Origin of the sequence: Flavobacterium aciduliphilum (assembly GCF_003268855.1) — a bacterium.
GTDB classification, from domain to species: Bacteria; Bacteroidota; Bacteroidia; order Flavobacteriales; family Flavobacteriaceae; genus Flavobacterium; species Flavobacterium aciduliphilum.
On sequence record NZ_QLSZ01000010.1, the window covers coordinates 112,118 to 131,013 of the forward strand.

Here is an 18,896-nt window from a genome sequence, read left to right on the forward strand (position 1 = left end):
TTTTGAGTTAAACTTAATAAAAAAACCGCTTTATCACAATAAAGCAGTTTTTTCTTTAAACTAAATAAACTTAAAAACTATATTTTACCATTCTTAATTTCATCCACAATTTCAGGATTTAATAACGTAGACGTATCTCCAAAATTAGAGAAATCTCCTTCCGCAATTTTTCTTAAAATTCTACGCATAATTTTCCCTGAACGTGTTTTTGGAAGTCCAGAAACAAATTGAATTTTGTCTAATTTGGCGATAGGTCCTATTTGATCTGAAATCAATTGATTGATCTCTTTAGCTAAGTTATTTCGATCTCGACCCTCTCCTATTTCTTTCAAAATAATAAAGCCATACAATGCATTTCCTTTAATATCGTGTGAAAAACCTACAATCGCACTTTCCGCAACTGCTGGGTGTTCGTTAATCGCATCTTCAATCGGCGCAGTGCCCAAATTATGTCCTGAAACAATAATAACATCATCTACACGACCCGTAATTCTGTAATAACCTACCTCGTCTCTCAACGCTCCATCTCCTGTAAAATACTTTCCTGGAAACGCTGAAAAATAGGTCTCTTTGTAGCGTTGGTGATCGCCCCAAATGGTCCGAGCCATTGAAGGCCAAGGGAATTTTATACACAAACTTCCTGTGACTTGATTTCCTTCAATTTCATTGCGTAATTCATCCATCAACACCGGTTGGATTCCTGGTAAAGGTAATGAAGCATACGTGGGCTTTGTTGGAGTTACAAATGGAACTGGAGAAATCATAATTCCACCTGTTTCTGTTTGCCACCATGTGTCTACAAGAGGACAACGCTTTCCTCCAACATGATCGTTATACCAATGCCAAGCCTCTTCATTAATAGGTTCCCCAACGGAACCAATCACTTTTAGTGAGCTTAATGGAAATTTTTGCACATAATCTAAACTTTCTTTTGCCAACGCTCTAATTGCTGTTGGAGCAGTATAAAACTGATTCACTTTATGTTTTTCTATGACCTCCCAAAAGCGACTAAAATCTGGATATGATGGCACTCCTTCAAAGATAACTGTAGTAGCCCCATTCAATAATGGGCCGTACAAGATATACGAATGTCCCGTAATCCACCCAATGTCTGCGGTACACCAATACACATCTTCTTCCTCATAGTTGAAAATATTTTTAAACGTATAAGCTGTATAGACCATATATCCCGCAGTAGTATGAACCATGCCTTTAGGCTTTCCTGTTGAACCTGAAGTATACAAAATGAAAAGCGGGTCTTCTGCATCCATAATCTCTGCAACATTATTTGGAATTGCCTGATCCATTAATGGCTGCAACCATTGGTCTCTTCCCTCAACCATATTGACTTCAGTATGAGTTCTTTTAACTACTAAAACTTTTTCAACACAAGAACATTTTTCTAAAGCTTCATCAACAATCCCTTTCAAATCTATAGCCTTATTTCCTCTGTAACTTCCATCCGAAGTAATGACCATTTTACAATCACAATCATTGATTCGTGCGGCCACGGCAGAAGCAGAAAAACCTGCAAAAACAACCGAATGGATAGCGCCAATACGAGCACAAGCCAAAACGGCAACCGCCAACTCAGGAATCATAGGCAAATATATGCATACCCGGTCGCCTTTTTTAACACCTTGCTCTCGCAACACATTGGCCATTCTTGAAACTCTTGCATACAACTCATTGTAAGAAATATGTTGCGCTTCTTCTTTGGGATCATTAGGTTCAAAAATAATAGCCGTCTTCTCCCCGCGTTTTGCTAAGTGTCTGTCGATACAATTTTTAGTGATGTTCACTTTGGCATCAACAAACCATTTGAATTGAGCTTCTTGCATATCAAACTCAAGGACTTTATCCCATTTTTGATACCATGTGAAGTTTTCATCTGCGATACGATCCCAAAATTTTCTGGGTTCGCGTACCGACTTTTTATACATTTTAAAATAATGTTCTAAGTTTTGAATTTTATAGTAACTCATGTTTTTTTGAGATTTTTTATTTTACCTAATTATAAGCTATTTAGTTTTGTAAAAATAAACAAACTATTCATGTGAAAAAGATTTTTATTGCTAAATAACTATAGCTGTTTCCATTGTTAAAAATTTATTTCTTTTTAAAGACTCCGATTTTTCCTTCATTTAGAGTCTCGGCGATTTCATCAATAATGGCCTCATCGTCTATCGTAGAAGGAATTTGAAAGATGTCTCCATCGGCAATACTTCGCAATAGTTTACGCAATATTTTTCCCGAACGGGTTTTGGGTAATCGCTCTACGATGACGACATCTCGTAACGATGCCACTGCACCAATTTGTTCACGAACCAACTGCACTACTTCATGTTGTAATTGAAAATGTTCAATCGTTTCTCCAGTTTTAGTAACCACTAGCGCTAGAGGAATCTGTCCTTTTAATTCATCATGTATGCCAATAACCGCACATTCTGCGACCGAATGATGTGAAGAAACAATTTCTTCCATTTCAGCTGTTGATAAACGATGTCCCGCAACATTAATGACATCATCTACTCGACCTGTAATATAAATATAGTCATCCGCATCTTTATACCCTCCATCTCCTGAAAAATAATATCCAGGAAATTTTTGTAGGTATCCTGCTTGAAAACGGGCGTTGTCTTGCCATAGGTCTTTCATGGTTCCTGGTGGAAGGGGTAATTTTATAACTACATATCCCTCCTCATTAGGTCCCAATTCTTGACCTTCTTCTGAAAGAATTCGAATGTCATACCCTGCAACTGCTTTCCCTGCTGAACCGGGTTTAACGGGTAGATATTCAACCCCCATCATATTGGCTATCATAGGCCACCCAGATTCGGTTTGCCACCAATGATCTATGGCGGGCACCGGAATATGTTGATTATACCATTCAAGAGTAGCTACGTCGCAACGTTCACCAGCCAGAAATTGAGTTCTCAAAGAGGATAAATCATATTGCTTAATGAATTCTCCCTGAGGATCTTCTTTTTTTATCGCACGAATAGCCGTGGGTGCAGTAAACATAATACGTACCTGATGATCATCTATGATTCTCCAAAATGTACTGGCATCGGGTGTCTTGATGGGTTTCCCTTCAAAAATTATTGTCGTATTTCTATTTAGTAAAGGACCATAAACAATATAACTATGTCCTACCACCCACCCCACATCGGATGCCGCCCAAAATACTTCATCTTGCTGCGAACCATAAATGTATTTCATAGAAAACTTTAAAGCCGTAGCATACCCTCCCGTATCACGCACAATTCCTTTAGGTTTTCCTGTGGTTCCAGATGTATACAAAACATAAAGAGGATGTGTAGCAGGTACAGAAATACACGGTGCTTCCTCTGAACCATAAACCAAAGCATCATAATCAACATCATATTTTTTAAACGGAATTCGCGCCCCCAACTTTCGATTAAAAACAACCACTTTTTTAGGTTTGTGTTCAGCCAAAGCAATAGCTTCATCTACTAAAGGTTTATAGGCTATCAAACGATCGATTTCAATTCCAGAAGAAGCCGTAATAACTACCCTTGGTTTACAATCGTCTATTCTAATGGCTAGCTCATGAGGTGCAAATCCTCCAAAAACGACAGAATGAGTAACCCCAATTCGGGCGCAAGCCAACATAGCGAAGGCAGCTTGTGGAATCATAGGCATATAAATGACAGCGGTATCGCCTTTCTTAAGCCCTAATGCCAATAGTCCTCCCGCCAACTTGGCGACTTCTGTTTTCACCTCATTATAGCTGTATCGTTTTATTGTTTGAGTAACAGGAGAATCATAAATTATAGCGGTTTGGTTGCCATAGCCTTCTTCAATATGCTTATCCAAAGCAAGATAACACACATTCAATTCGCCATCGGCATACCACAAAGGATAATCATTTTCATCTTTAGAAAGGATGGTTTTTGGGGCCTTATACCACGATATTTCTTTAGCTTGTGTCTCCCAAAAACGTTCAGGAGCTAAAATACTGTCAGAATAAAACGTTTCGTAATTCATTATTTTTTGTTTAAGGTTGTGTTAAATAGTTGAGTAAAAGTAACTATAAATACCTTACAACCTAAAAATATCTTGCTAAATAGATATACACGAAATCGTTTTCGGAAGGAAGTCCTTATTTATGTTGGTAAAAGTTCGAATACCTGATCGACAACTTTTTTTATAGAAAATGGCTTAGTCAAATAGGCGTCAGCTCCTAATGCTAATCCTTTTTGAATATCACTATCTTTATTTTTTGCTGATAAAAACAGCACTTTAGTATGGGTTAAATGGGGATCTTTTTTAATATGTTCTAAGGTAGCATATCCGTCTACCAAAGGCATCATCACATCCAATATAATGACATCTGGGAAAGTTGTTTTTACAATATCGAGAGCTTCTTGACCGTCTCGAGCAATAAATACTTCAAAGCCATTCTTTTTAAAGGTATATTCTAGAGACATGACAATGTTAGGTTCGTCGTCTACAATTAAAATCTTTTTCATGCGTAACTGTTTTCTAATTTTGTTTTAGGAAGTGAAAATACAATACACGCACCCTCTTTGGTGGGTTCTGCCCAAATTTTCCCTTTATGGTGCTCTATGATTTGCTTACAAATCGCTAACCCAAGTCCGCTTCCTACTGGCTTTTTTATGTTTTGATTGTTAGATTGATAAAACTTGTCAAAGATAGCATCAAAATCATTTGGATGAATCCCTTTTCCGTTATCTTTTACAAAAGTAGTGATAAAAGTATCGTCTTGAACAATTTTAATAGTTATAACACCCTGTTGTTCTGGACAAAATTTAATGGCATTAGATAGTAAATTGGTAATGACTTGAATCATACGATCTTCATCATAATACGCCATGACTTCTTCCTTATATTCCTTTTCTATTGTAATCGTTTTGTTTTTAATGAGTTGTACCAATGGCTCAATAGATTTTTCAATTGTTGCTACTAAATTGTAGTGCTCTGGGTGTATGGTTTGTTTTCCTGTTTCAAATTTTTCCAGATCAAGAATTTTGTCAATTAATCTATTGAGACGATCTGACTCAGAAATAATATTTTGTAGAAATTGTTTTTTAAGTTCTGATGGAATTTCTTCATCATCGTGCAAAATTTCGCTAGCAGCACGAATCGCGGTTATAGGGGTTCGTAGTTCGTGTGTCACCGTATCTAAAAACTCATCTTTTTGCTTGTCTTTTGAAATCAAAGCCGCATTGGCATTTTGTAGCTTTTCTGTTATTTCCTTAAGTTCGTTTGACGTTTCTGTTAATTTCTTATTCAAAATGATGTTCTCTTTCGATTCTTCAAGAATTTTAAGAACTTCTGTAAGAGTCACTTTTTCTTCTTTTACAACACTAGAAATTAGAATTTTGGCCGAAGCGGTCCCAATATGACCTGTAAGCAAATTCTCAGAAAATTTAATCAAACGCGCATCAGCCAATTCCTGATTGCTGTCTACGTTGTACTTAGTATTAAAAATTGTCATTGCACGACGAGTTCGATTTAGTCCAAGAAAACGAACAAGCACTTTTTCAATATCATTTCGATACGCTGTACCTTTCCATATAAACGCATTTTCATGATTGGTGATGTACTTATCAATATCAACAAACATTTCGGCATAGTTTCGTTCTCTATAATTTCCTTTAAAACTTACAGAAACTGCAAAATAGGTTATGGTATTAAACAATAAACTCCAAAACAACGCATGAGGAACGGGTTGCAAATAATCCAACCCAAAAAGTTGGAAAGGTTTGAGTAGATGACACCCAAATAATCCCTTTGATATAAACGTATCACCACTATTAGTAAGTCCTGTAGCATAAGGTATTAATAAGGTGTAAATACAAAATATAAAGCCAATTAAAATTCCATAAACCGCTCCCAATCTCGAGCCTCTTCTCCAAAATAGCGCCCCAAAAAAAGCAGGTGCTAATTGTGAGATAATGACAAAAGCAACCAATCCTATCGACACTAAGCTGTAATCTAATCCGAAATAGCGGTATATAAAGTAAGCCAAAATGATGAGTGAAAAGATGCTTATTTTACGCGTATTCAAGATTTTTCGGGAACTTATAGTTTGTTCATTTCCTTTTAAATTACCTATTAAATTGTAGGGTATTAAAATATTGTTTGTCAACATAGTAGATAGTCCGATAGAAGATACTACAATCATAGAAATTGCCGCTGAAAAACCTCCTAAAAAAACCAGAACTGTTAGAGTCGTATTGTTAAAAAACTGCGGAATCAATAACGAGTACACGTCTGAGTTTACCTTATGTCCTTGAAATAAGATATTACCACCCCAAGCGATGGGGTATACAAACAAATTGAAAAGTAACAAATACAATGGAAACAACCATACAGCTGTATTGATATGACTTTCTCTATTATTTTCAATGACCGATACTTGAAATTGTCTAGGCAATAAAAAGATGGCAAACATCGATAAGACGCACAATAAAAACCAATTAATAGCTTGAGGCAACCCTCCTATGGTATTTTTTTGTTGAAAGGATTTGAGTAAGGAGGCTTTGGTATAAATAGTATCAAATCCATCAAACACATAATACGTCACATACACACCAATTATAACAAAGAAAAGTAATTTAAGAATGCTTTCCATTGCTACGGCAGTGACGATTCCTTTGCGTTTTTCAGAAGCATCTGCATATCTAGTGCCATAATAGGATGAAAATAGCGCTAAAGCAATGGCTACATACGTGGTTGTGTCAGCAAAAAGGAGTGAACTTATGGTTGTTTTGGTTACAATATGAAAGGTTTCTGAAATGGCTTTTAATTGTAGGGCGATATAGGGAATAATCCCAGTCAAACAAATTACGGTTACTATGGCACCTAAAAAACGACTGTTGCCATATCGCAAAGAAATGAAATCGGCAATACTTGAAATCTTATTTACTCTAGCAATCCGTATGATTTTTTTCAAAATGAGAATCCATACTGGAGCAATCATAACTGGACCAAGATAGATGGGAAGGTAATTCAAACCACTATCAGCAGCAACACCAATACTTCCATAATAGGTCCACGCCGTACAATATACCGCCATTGACAATGTATAAATGTAGGGATTATTAGTCCATTTACTCGTTCCATTTTTCTCAGCCCAATGCGCAATGTAGAAGAGCATGGCCAAATAACAAGTGAGGATACAAAGTAAGGCTATACTATTCATGATACCGTTTTACAATAAGAAAAGAAGCCAAGATTGAAAATACCCACAACGAAAAAATGTAGATATACATCACAGGAAAACCAAAAAGATTTTTGGAAGTATCAAAAAGCAATAAAATAGGTAAATTTAATCCTATGAGTAAAATCAGGGATACAATAATAAATTTCTGCTGATGTCGTCTTTTCATTGCTTATTCAATTGAAATGAAACAAATATATTAAAAACTTAATCAATCATAAATTTATTATGAAATATATGTAACTCTTACGTAAAAATCCCATTGTCTATGTAATGCTAACAATGGGATTTTTGGGAAAAATCTAAAATCTTTATTAATCTTTTACACCTAATCTGGTTAAAATATCTTCCATAAGACACCATTTGGTAACGGAAGATTGGAGTAAATTAACTCCTACAAATGCAGTAAACCAAAGCCAGTTTTGATTTACATAAATAGAAAGTACTACACTGATTAGCACAAAACTTCCTGCTATAGCTCTGATGATTCTGTTTTTCATATTAATTTGATTTTTCGATGTTTAACACAGCCGAATGGATATGTGATGCTGTTTCTTGTTTGTTATTAAAGGCTTCTATTTCATGGCATACTGTATCTACATTTTCTTTTTCTACAAAAGCATAAAACATTATAGATTCGTTTTCATACATTTCAGTGCCAAACCAGTTAGTTCCTATAGCCTCCTCTGAGGTATTGCGATACCCCGTTACTTCTTTATAAGAATAGGTTTTGACTTGAGCTTTTTTAAGAATTTGTTTAATTTCTTTTCCAAATTCAGCAACTGCAGTGATTAATAATAGTTTCATTTTTTTTAGGATTTAATATCTTGGTCAAGGGTTTTGGTTGAATTTGTTTTTTGGGTTTCCCATTTTTTTCTTTCTGTGATGTAATAAATAATAGGCACTACCAATAAAGTTAACAAGGTCGAAACAATAGCTCCAAATACTAAAGAGATTGCTAATCCTTGAAAAATAGGGTCAAACAAAATGATGGAAGCCCCAATAACAACAGCACCAGTAGTCAGTAAAATTGGTGTTGTTCGCACAGCCCCCGCTTCAATAATAGCTTGTTTTAATGGAATTCCTTCGTGTAATCGGATTTCAATAAAATCGATAAGCAAGACGGAATTTCGCACCATAACACCTGCTAGAGCAATCATTCCGATAAATGAAGTAGCAGTAAAGAACGCACCTAACAACCAGTGACCAAGCACAATCCCCACTAATGAAAGTGGAATGGCCATCATCATTACCATAGGTGTTTTAAAGTTTTGGAACCAACCTACAATGAGCATATAAATAATTACTATAACCACCATAAATGCTACGCCTAAATCACGGAAAACTTCTAACGTAATTTGCCATTCGCCATCCCATTTTACTGTATAATCACTTTCATCGGCTGGTTGTTCCATGTACAATTCATTTACTTTATACCCTTTAGGCAAGGTCATTTTTTGCAGTTTTTCGTTCATTCCCAAAATGGCATATACAGGACTTTCTAATGCTCCCGCCATATCGGCAGTAACATAAACCACGCGTTTTTGATCTTTTCGATAAATGGTTTTCTGTAAAGTGTCTTGTACGACTTGAACCAAATCACTTACGGGGATTACATTACCACGGTTTCCTTTAATTTTAAGGTTTTCAATATCTTGTAATGAGGTTTTTTCTTTATCATCTAAAGCCAGCACGATACCAACAGTATCATTTGAGTGCTCATCATATAAATTAGATACAGGATATTCTTTTAACAAATAGGTTAAATTCCCAACAACCTGCTGGGGAGCAATTCCGTTGAGCATTGCTTTTTCTTTGTCAACAACCAATTTGTATTCAGTTTGGTTATCTTCAGTCATCCAGTCAATATCAACAATATCAGATGTTTTTTCTAAAATACCTTTTACCTGATTGGCAACTTTAATTTGCTCTTTATAGTTTGGTCCATAAATTTCAGCCACTAAGGTAGAAAGTACAGGGGGGCCTGGTGGCACTTCAATAATTTTGATGTTAGCACCATATTTTTTGGCTATTTGTTGTACTTTAGGACGTACCGTTTTGGCTATATCATGACTTTGTAGTTTACGATCTTCTTTGTGTAATAAATTCACTTGAATATCAGCCATATTGCTACCACCACGCATATCATAATGGCGTACCAATCCGTTAAAGGTAATTGGTGCTGATGTACCCACATAGTTTTGATAACTTACTACTTCTGGCACGATTGCTAGGTATTGTGCAACTTCTTTAGTTACAGCAGCGGTGCGTTCTAGTGTGGTTCCTTCTGGCATATCTATGACCACTTGGAATTCGTTTTTGTTATCGAAAGGCAGCATTTTTACCAAAACCGATTTTGTAAAAAACATAACTACCGAACCTACTAAAAGCAAAACGGTAACCCCAACTAACAAGCGACGTTTTTTACTGCTATCTAGTAATGGGCGTTCGAGTTTGTTGTATATTTTATAAATCCATGAAGTTTCAAGACCTTGTTCGGCTTTATGCTCTTGACTTTCTCTTTCTTGCAACAAATGATAGCCTAAATAAGGAGTTACGGTTAAAGCAACAAACAATGAAAGTAACATGGCAATCGAAGCTCCAATTGGCATTGGACTCATATAAGGCCCCATCATTCCTGAAACAAAGGCCATAGGAAGTATGGCTGCAATCACTGTGAATGTGGCCAAAATTGTAGGGTTTCCAACTTCATTAATGGCATAAATGGCCGCTTGTTTGAATGGCAATCGCTTCATTTTGAAATGTCGGTGCATGTTTTCGGCAATAATGATACTGTCGTCCACCACAATCCCAACAACAAAAACTAAAGCAAAAAGCGTAATTCTATTTAAAGTATAACCCAATAAATAATATGCAAATAATGTTAACGCAAAAGTTAAAGGCACTGAAAAGAAAACGACTAATCCGCCACGCCAGCCCATAGCAAGGATTACTAAAAGTGTCACGGCAATAATAGCAATCCCCAAATGCATTAACAACTCCCCTACTTTATCTGAAGCGGTTTCGCCATAATTACGAGTAACTTCAACATGAACATCATTTGTGATTAGCGTTTTCTTTAATGTGGCTACTTTATCCAAAATCTTTTCCGAAATTTTCATGGCATCGGCACCTTTTACTTTCCCTACAGAAATGGTTACAGCAGGATATTCAGTATTGTTTTTCACAAAATTTTCGTTGGCTTTTCCATATCCAAAAGACACATAACTTCGTGGAGTTGATGGACCATCCTCTACCTGAGCCACTTGTTTTAAATAGACAGGCATATTGGCATTAACCCCCACAACTAAATTTTCAATATCTTCTGAAGACGTTAAAAATTGTCCCGTAGTTACTAAGTATTCTTGATCATTTTTCACAAAACTACCTGATTGAGAGCTACCATTGTTCGCTTGAATCATTTGCATTATACCCAAAGCATCTACGCCGTTTTCGGCCATTTTATCTTTGTCTAAAACTACTTTTACCTCGCGATTGCGTCCGCCAATTTCTTTAGTGATCGCTACATCTTTAATTTTTTCAATTTCTGAGGTTACTTCTTCGGCAACCTGACGAATTTCAAAATCATTCATTGTGTTGCTCCAAAGCGTCAATCCTAACATAGGAACATCATCAATAGAGCGGGTTTTGACCATAGGCTTGTACACCCCTTGTGGGAACATATTTTCGTGTTTAGCCAATTCGTCGTATAATTTCACATACGAGCGTTCTACATCTTGTCCTACATAAAATTGTACAATCAACATAGCTTGACCGTTCATGGCCATACTATGTACGTGTTCTACTCCTTTTATATTGGAAAGAATTTTTTCTAGGGGTTTAACCACACGACTTTCTACTTCGCTTGGGCTTGCTCCTGGATAGCCAACCATCACGTCGGCCATAGGAACGTTAATTTGTGGTTCCTCCTCTCTAGGAATTAAGAATGAACTGTATACGCCTATTATCATCAATCCTACCATTAACAAAATGGTTAGTTTAGAATTGATGAAAAAATGAGCTATTTTACCTGATATACCTTCTTGCATGATTTTTTGTTTAAAGTTTTAAGGCTTAGATAGATGAACTTCTATACTAAAAAAGACTTTTATAATTACTGAATACTAACTTTTGCGCCATTATATAATTTTCCTTCAGCAGAAATAATATATTGCTCATTAGCCGAAAGACCTGATAAGACTTCTACCTGATTGCCTATAGTTTTTCCAATTCGAATCCAACGTAAAATAGCAATATTATTCGTTCCAACTGTGTATATTCCAATTAATTGTCCTTGTTCAACTAAAGCGTTTTTTGGAACTAAAACAATATCTGATATTGGTGTAGCAACTGCTTTTGATTGCCTTGCAACAGGAAATTGTACATTAGCAAACATTCCTGAAAGTACATCTTTTCCTGCATTTATTAAGTTTATTTTTACCAAATATTGTCCGCCTGTATTTTTAGCAGAACCACTCACTTCAATCACTTTTCCCGCTATTTCTTGATGCGTTGATTTTACTAACACTTTTACATTCATCCCATTTTTGATTGCCGTAATATCACTTTCTGATACCATCGCTGTTACTTGTAAATGGGAAGCCCCTTCAACACTCACTAAAGGCATTCCGGGATTAGCCATATCGCCTTCTTTAACAAAAGTATTGGTGATTTCTCCAGCAAAAGGCGCTGTGATATTAGCATAAGAAAACTGAGCCATTACTTCATTTCGCATTTGTTTAGCAGCTTCTAATCCAGCTTTTGCCATTTCGTAGCGAGAGGTCATATCGTCTAATTCTTTTTGTGACGCACTTTGCTGATTGAACAAGGCAGTAAATCGCTCGTAATCTTTTTTAGCATTAGTATAAGCTGCAGAGGCTTGTAGAATAGCAGCTTCTACCTGTGCTTTTTTTGCTTGCAAATCGGTGTTATTAATACTTACCAGTAGTTGTCCAGCACTTACTTTTTGCCCTACTTTCACATATATTTTTGTTACATACCCCATCATTCGGGTAGAGACATTGGCACTGTTTTCGGACTCAATTTTTCCGCTCGCACTTACTGTTGTACCATTATTATTGTTTATACTACCGCTAACTTTTACTGCAATGGCAGATTCATTAGCGATTGTTTCTTTTTTTTCCTTTCCGCATGAAATGAATAAGAAACCTGAAAGCGTTAGGATTGTTATCGTTTTTTTCATTGTAAAATCTTTTTATTGTCTTTGTTCTATTTTCTATTAATCTGTTCTCTTACTTGGTTAAAAATTGTAAATATTGTTTGGTAAAATTGTATTCAAAAACCGATTGTAAATGCTCTAATTCTTTTTGAATCATTTGGGTTTCTGATTGCAATAAATCGGTGGTTTTTTCTAACCCTTGTGCAAAACGATTTTGTCTAATTCGGCAGGCTTCTTGAGATTGTTCGAAAGCAAGTTGTGATAAACCGACTTTGTTTTCAGCATCTTTCAGTTGACGATTGGTTTTGTTGAGTTCTAACTGACTTTGCTTTTTATATAGGTCCGTTTCAGCCTCTGCTTTTTGATAATCGGCTTTGGTTTTTTCAAATTTTCCAATCGATTTGTAGCCATCAAACACATTCCAAGATAATTGTGCACCAATAAGATAGCCTCTTGCAGTTGTTCCTAAAAAATTTCTATCGTACCATTCGTAACTTCCAAAAGCATTTAGGCGCGGTAAGAAATTCATTTTACTTGACAAAAACATTTTTTTATAAGCTTCAGTAGATTTATCCATTGCCTGGATGTCTTTTCGATTCTCCGTAAACTTAGGATTTATTGGTTCGATAATAATTGTGTTATCTAAAGCTTCGGCTGGCTTATAGATTTTATCAGAAGCGTCTTCATTGAGTAAAAAAGCTAAATAATCAGAGGCATTTTGAGTGTTACTTTTAGCCAATTGCAACTGATTGGTAATTTCATTCACACGTACTTGCACATTCAGCAAATCGGTTTTTTGTAACAATCCTTGTTTGAAATAGTTTTCGACTAGTTTTAAGTTGGCTTTACCAGTAGCATTGGCTTTTTCTAAAACTTTCACCGCTTTATAGGCTAATTGTAACTGCATATAAGCTTTAGATACTTCAAGTTCTAGGTATTCCTTAGTACGTTCGCTTTGCAACTGATAGGCAATCATTTTAGATTTTGCCGCTTGTCTACCATATATCCCGTCTATGTTGAGCAAGGGTTGTTGCACTTCAATTTTGGTTGCAAAGTTTTGCGTTCTAGTAGGATTGTTTAGCAGGCTTGGATCAAAATCCATAGGTGATACTATAGCCTGATTCAGTTTAGAGCCAAAAGCCATAAGAGGATTCGTGGTAATCATTCCAGTATGCGACACATTAATGTTAGGCAAAAAAAGTGCATTAGATTGACGATAATCTGCTTGTGCTGATTGAAAGCTTTTTTCGCTAATTTTAAGTTGTAGGTTTTTATCAGAAAGTTTTTGGATTAATTCGCTTTTAGAAATAGACAAGGTATCTTGACCAAAGGAAATACTGGATACTAGTGCAATTAGTGTGAGTGTTGCTATTATTTTTATGTTCTTCATAATTCTTTATTGTGATTTATGAGGCAAAATTAAGAGGCTAAAAAAAGCCTTACAGTTACAAATGTTACAAACCAAAACATCTATTAGTAAACCTAAAGAAAGAGGAAGAGTTTCAGGGTTAAAAATTAAAAGTGTATTTTTGTGTCTTTATTTAAAGAGACAATGCCTAAAAAACGTACCGTTACACTACTCTTATTTATACGACAAACTTTCAGAAAGTTAGAGGCCATTATTTTTTTAGTAAAAACACTGATTTCCGAACGAAACTTTATTTATGTTTCAAGTGTAGCAATTGCCATGACTTGTGCTGTTGCCGTTATTATATTAAAAAGTTTTGCTCATAATGTTTTTAAATATGCAAATTACATCAATGCCTATTTAAAATTACCTTATGGAAATAGTATTTTCCCTGTAATAGGAATTTTATTAACTGTTTTTGTAATTCGAAATTTTTTAAACGGAAATTTAGAAAAAGGAAGTGCTAAAATCTTGTACGCGGTTGCTAAAAAAGGGGGAATTCTTCCAAAAAAACAAATGTATGCCCAAATCATCACGAGTTCTTTAACTGTTGGATTGGGAGGTTCGGCAGGTTTAGAAAGTCCTATTACCATAACAGGAGCTGCCATTGGATCAAATTATGCCCAAAAATACAAACTCTCTCAAAAAGATCGGATATTACTACTCGCCTGCGGAGTTGCTGCAGGAATTGGAGCCGCTTTTAATGCTCCCATTGCAGGCGTTTTATTTGCAATTGAAGTGGTACTCACTGATGTGAGTATTTCTGCTTTTATTCCTATTATCATTTCGGCCGCTACAGGGGCTTTGTTTTCTACCGTTTTGCTCAGTCGAGAAGTTTTGCTTACTTTTAAACAAGAACAAAACTTTGACTTTCACAATACATTTTATTACATCATTTTAGGAATTTTAGCAGGACTAGTTTCCGTTTTACATGCTCGAAATTTTAGAAAAACAGAACATTTTTTTTCAAAATACGCGAATAATTCCTATAAAAAAGCTTTGATTGGTGCAAGTCTTTTAGCACTATTAATTTTCTTCTTCCCAACTTTATATGGAGAGGGTTATGAGAGTATTAAGACGTTATCAACAGCCAATCCTGAGGTTTTATTGGATAATACCTTGCTCGAAAATTTCAAAACAAAACCCTGGATTTTACTTGCTTTTGTGGGGATTGTCGTATTTTTAAAATCAATAGCAACAGGATTGACCATTGGCTCTGGAGGAAATGGGGGAAATTTTGCTCCATCCCTATTTGTGGGTTCTTATTTAGGTTTTTTTCTTGCAAAATCCATTCAATTACTTGGAATTTCAAAAACTATACCAGTGTCTAACTTTGCTATAGTTGGCATGGCTGGGATTTTGAGTGGTCTTTTTCATGCTCCTCTTACGGCAATCTTCTTAATTGGTGAAATAACTGGAGGTTATGATTTAATGGTACCACTGATGATTGTTTCATCTATCAGCTTTGCTGTTTCAAAACAATTTGAACATCATTCCATGGATGTGAAAAATTTAGCCGATAAAGGAGAAGTTTTCACTAGTGACAAAGACAAAAACATCTTACAAAGTATTGATTTTTTAAAACTTGTTAAAACGGAATCCATCAAAACATTTACTTTAAATGATTCATTAGAAATTATTACTGAATGGATTTCTCAATCGCAACAAACTGTTTTTCCAATAGTTGATGATAAAAACAAACTTATAGGGATTATTGACTTTAATACGATTCGTCCAATACTCTTCAATACCTACAGAGTCAAATATACAACAATTCATGAACTAATTCAGGCTCCTGAATATGTTATTTTTCATGATGATGGACTTGAAAAAATAATGGATACTTTTGAAAAATCTAATTCTGAAACCCTTCCAGTAACTACTAATGGAAAATTTTTTGGTTTGGTCACTAAAACAACTATTCTTGAAGCCTATCGCGAACAATTAAAACTTATGGTTATCGAATAGTTATCAAAACTATAAATTAATATTTTCTAGTACCTTTTAGGAATTTATAACCAAAAGAATTCAACTATTTTATAGTTAATTTACTTATTTTTGTTGGCATAATTTATAACTTTTATAAACTTGAAAAAAATATCTCATTTTCTAGTTATTATAGTGGTTGCACTATTTATTTCCAATCAAAGAGTAACTGCACAATGTTTTCAAATTGAAAGTATTTTAGTAGATGCTTGTTCACCTAACAATCCCACTAATGACGAAGGATTTAATGAAATGGTTCGTTTTAAAGTAGGTAGCACCCCAATAAATTTAGCCACAACACCACTAACCGTCACATGGCCTAACACATCCAATTTATGGTTAGGTCTTATTCAAGATGCTACTACCGCAGCAAAAGTAGCTACATTAAACGCTAATATAGTTAATGCAGGAGCATGTGGTCAAATACTAGAACCAACGGGAGGTGTTTTACCAGCTAATGCTACAGTGATTTTAGTGACTAGTCAAAATTTGAATACTGCCTACAATTCCTTTGCCTCATTGACGGGTACAATCTATATGATTTTTCAAAATAATTTGACACAGTTTGGAGGAAACTTTGCAAACTACAATGTAACACCAGGAACTCGAACTCTAACTATGTCTTTTGGAAGTTCTTGTACCGATAGTGTCACTTATGAAAGAAGTTTACTTGTAAATATTTATGGAACTTACGGAGGAACCACCGCAGAAAATGATGGAGCAACTGTCAACTTTACTCCTTCAGGTGGGGCAACTTACGTGAATTATGGATGCAATGCTCCGATTCCGCCTTTTAATGTTAATGCGGGAACTGCTATAACCGCTTGTAAAGGAAGTACCATCAATCTAGTAGGTACAGCTGTGGGGCAAGATGGCCTATTATGGTCGGCTCCTAGTGGTACTTTTTCAAATCCAACCAGTTTAACTACAAGCTACACTATCGATCCAAATGCTACGGGAAGCTCTGTGACACTTACGCTTACTGGAACTAAAAGTAATGGAAGTTGTACACAGACAAAAACATCAACAGTAGTCATTACGTTTACTTTGGTTGCCTTACCGACAGTTACCTCTCCTATTAATTATTGTCAAAATGTAAATGCTACACCTTTAAATGCTACAGCAACTGGTGGAGGTATATTAAATTGGTATAACCCAAGTAATATATTGGTTTCTAGTGCCCCTACTCCATCCACATCATCCATAGGCTCAACCACATATTATGTGTCACAGACCATTTCAGGATGCGAGAGTACTAAAGTTCCCATAACGGTAACGGTAGCAAATACGGGACCTTCATTAGGGCTTTCATGTGATTTAACAAACCCAAATACGACTGCCAATGCCATGACTTTTGCATTTTCAAATGTAGGGCAAACGAGTTATTCTTATTCCTATTCAATTGCAGGAGGGACAGCTGTAACAGGAAATTGGGTATCTCCACAAACATTAACCATTGGCGGGATGACTCCAGGACAATCGATTACGTTAACTTTAAATGCCAACGGAGTTTCTTGTATTGCTCCAATGACCGTAACATGCAATACCCCTTGTACTTCAATGACTACTCCAAGTTTTAATGCTATTGGCCCCATTTGTTTAGGAGCCACTGCTCCTAATTTGCCTACTACATCAACAAATGGGATTAGTGGTACTTGGTCGCCTAACTCTATAGACACGTCTATCAGCGGGGTTCATTCTTATACTTTCACTCCAGATTCCGTACTTTTTCCTTGTGCAACAACTACGTCTCTTTCGGTGACTGTAACCAATCCAACTCTTCCCTCTTTTGCTTCTTTTGGACCCTATTGCCAAAATAGTACCGCTTCTAATTTACCAATTACTTCAAACAATGGTATTAATGGAAGTTGGATTCCGGCTGTAATCTCAACAGCTACATCTGGCACACAAACGTATACCTTTACACCTTCATTAGGCCAATGTGCTACTACAACATCTTTAAACGTAACCATAAATACTACAATAATTCCCTCGTTTTCAGCGATAGGTCCTTTTTGTCAAAATAGTATTCCAAGTACACTCCCTACTAATAGTACTAATAGCATTTCAGGAATTTGGTCACCAACTACAATAAATACCTCTAACGTTGGTTCTCAAATATACACTTTTATCCCCAATGCTGGACAATGTGCAACAACAGTCCCTATTAATGTGAATATTAATCCGAATGTTGTTCCCATCTTTTCGAGTATGGGGCCTTATTGTCAAAATAGTATTGCCAATTCCCTCCCTAATACTTCTATCAATAGTATTATTGGAACTTGGTCACCCGCAACAATTGCTACAACACTCCCCGGAACACAAATATATACCTTTACACCTAATTCGGGGCAATGCGCTACACCAGCATCACTTAATATTTCGATAACAGCTCCAACGATACCTGTCTTCTCAATAACAAGTAATTATTGTCAAAATGCCACACCTGACTTACTTCCTAATACTTCTAGTAATGGAGTATCGGGTACATGGTCACCCGCGATCATAAATACTGCAATTATAGGTTCACAAAATTACATCTTTACCCCAAACTCAGGAATCTGTGCAAACTCTTTTACCCTAACCGTAGTAATCACAACACCAACTATTCCTAATTTTTCCTTAACCACATCCTATTGTCAAAATGCAATACCAGATTTACTTCCCCCATCATCTAGTAATGGTATTATTGGAATTTGGACACCAGCAACCATTTCAACGGCCTCAGTTGGAACACAAAATTATGTTTTTACTCCCAATGCTAATCAATGTGCTTTATCTAAAACGTTAACGGTAAACACACAAAGTATTGTCACTCCAACTTTCTCTAATTTTGGACCTTATTGTCAAAACAGTACACCTCCTTCTTTACCTTCTATTTCAACTAATGGAATTATAGGAACTTGGACACCTGCTACAGTTTCCACAAGTGTTGTGGGATTGCAATCGTATTTATTTACTCCCAATGTAGGACAGTGTGGTGTCTCAAATACTATACAAATCGGTACGATTGAAGCCCCAATCATCAACACGCCAACCAATTATGAAGTATGTGATGATAATAACGATGGTATTTCGTGTTTGTTCCTTTTAAACACTAAAGATTCGGA

10 protein-coding genes and 1 pseudogene are annotated in these 18,896 nt (G+C 35.8%); 2 read left to right on the top strand and 9 right to left on the bottom strand.

The genetic code is table 11. The annotated features are described in order from the left end of the window. Positions 1–77 precede the first annotated feature (77 nt). From acs to CLV55_RS10905, 9 genes are all read right to left on the bottom strand, one after another. Positions 78–1,985, bottom strand: a complete 1,908-nt coding sequence (gene acs / locus CLV55_RS10860; protein WP_112113821.1) for an acetate--CoA ligase — start codon at positions 1,983–1,985, stop codon at positions 78–80. Positions 1,986–2,109: 124 nt separating this feature from the next. Beyond that, positions 2,110–4,011 (bottom strand): acetate--CoA ligase, encoded by a 1,902-nt coding sequence (locus CLV55_RS10865; protein WP_112113822.1) that lies wholly within the window; start codon positions 4,009–4,011, stop codon positions 2,110–2,112. A 119-nt stretch (positions 4,012–4,130) separates the two neighbouring features. Beyond that, on the bottom strand, positions 4,131–4,496 hold the full coding sequence (locus CLV55_RS10870; protein WP_112113823.1) for a response regulator transcription factor: 366 nt from the start codon (positions 4,494–4,496) through the stop codon (positions 4,131–4,133). Beyond that, positions 4,493–7,195: an ATP-binding protein gene (locus CLV55_RS10875; RefSeq protein ID WP_112113824.1), complete on the bottom strand. Its 2,703-nt coding sequence runs from the start codon at positions 7,193–7,195 to the stop codon at positions 4,493–4,495. The genes CLV55_RS10870 and CLV55_RS10875 overlap by 4 nt, the downstream gene beginning before the upstream one ends. 332 nt (positions 7,196–7,527) lie before the next feature. After that, the gene (locus CLV55_RS10885) at positions 7,528–7,713 is read right to left on the bottom strand and encodes a YgaP family membrane protein (protein ID WP_112113826.1); all 186 of its coding nucleotides are present in this window, start codon (positions 7,711–7,713) and stop codon (positions 7,528–7,530) included. 1 nt (position 7,714) lies between these two features. Then, positions 7,715–8,020, bottom strand: a complete 306-nt coding sequence (locus tag CLV55_RS10890) for a hypothetical protein (RefSeq protein WP_112113827.1) — start codon at positions 8,018–8,020, stop codon at positions 7,715–7,717. A gap of 5 nt (positions 8,021–8,025) precedes the next feature. After that, positions 8,026–11,262: an efflux RND transporter permease subunit gene (locus CLV55_RS10895; protein ID WP_112113828.1), complete on the bottom strand. Its 3,237-nt coding sequence runs from the start codon at positions 11,260–11,262 to the stop codon at positions 8,026–8,028. Between the two features lie 65 nt (positions 11,263–11,327). Next, positions 11,328–12,416 carry an efflux RND transporter periplasmic adaptor subunit gene (locus tag CLV55_RS10900; RefSeq protein ID WP_112113829.1) on the bottom strand — a complete coding sequence of 363 codons (1,089 nt, stop codon included), beginning with the start codon at positions 12,414–12,416 and terminating at the stop codon, positions 11,328–11,330. Between the two features lie 49 nt (positions 12,417–12,465). After that, the gene (locus tag CLV55_RS10905) at positions 12,466–13,782 is read right to left on the bottom strand and encodes a TolC family protein (RefSeq protein WP_112113830.1); all 1,317 of its coding nucleotides are present in this window, start codon (positions 13,780–13,782) and stop codon (positions 12,466–12,468) included. Between the two features lie 162 nt (positions 13,783–13,944). Between CLV55_RS10905 and CLV55_RS10910 the strand changes: the two genes are divergently transcribed. Both CLV55_RS10910 and CLV55_RS10915 read left to right on the top strand, forming a co-directional pair. After that, positions 13,945–15,768: a chloride channel protein gene (locus CLV55_RS10910; RefSeq protein WP_112113831.1), complete on the top strand. Its 1,824-nt coding sequence runs from the start codon at positions 13,945–13,947 to the stop codon at positions 15,766–15,768. Positions 15,769–15,888: 120 nt separating this feature from the next. Continuing rightward, positions 15,889–18,896: pseudogene (locus CLV55_RS10915) on the top strand (hypothetical protein); the annotation flags it as partial.

Coding starts and splice junctions, on each gene's coding strand:
- acs (WP_112113821.1), bottom strand. CDS start 1,985: ATGAGTTACTATAAAATTCAAAACTTAGAACATTATTTTAAAATGTAT.
- CLV55_RS10865 (WP_112113822.1), bottom strand. CDS start 4,011: ATGAATTACGAAACGTTTTATTCTGACAGTATTTTAGCTCCTGAACGT.
- CLV55_RS10870 (WP_112113823.1), bottom strand. CDS start 4,496: ATGAAAAAGATTTTAATTGTAGACGACGAACCTAACATTGTCATGTCT.
- CLV55_RS10875 (WP_112113824.1), bottom strand. CDS start 7,195: ATGAATAGTATAGCCTTACTTTGTATCCTCACTTGTTATTTGGCCATG.
- CLV55_RS10885 (WP_112113826.1), bottom strand. CDS start 7,713: ATGAAAAACAGAATCATCAGAGCTATAGCAGGAAGTTTTGTGCTAATC.
- CLV55_RS10890 (WP_112113827.1), bottom strand. CDS start 8,020: ATGAAACTATTATTAATCACTGCAGTTGCTGAATTTGGAAAAGAAATT.
- CLV55_RS10895 (WP_112113828.1), bottom strand. CDS start 11,262: ATGCAAGAAGGTATATCAGGTAAAATAGCTCATTTTTTCATCAATTCT.
- CLV55_RS10900 (WP_112113829.1), bottom strand. CDS start 12,416: ATGAAAAAAACGATAACAATCCTAACGCTTTCAGGTTTCTTATTCATT.
- CLV55_RS10905 (WP_112113830.1), bottom strand. CDS start 13,782: ATGAAGAACATAAAAATAATAGCAACACTCACACTAATTGCACTAGTA.
- CLV55_RS10910 (WP_112113831.1), top strand. CDS start 13,945: ATGCCTAAAAAACGTACCGTTACACTACTCTTATTTATACGACAAACT.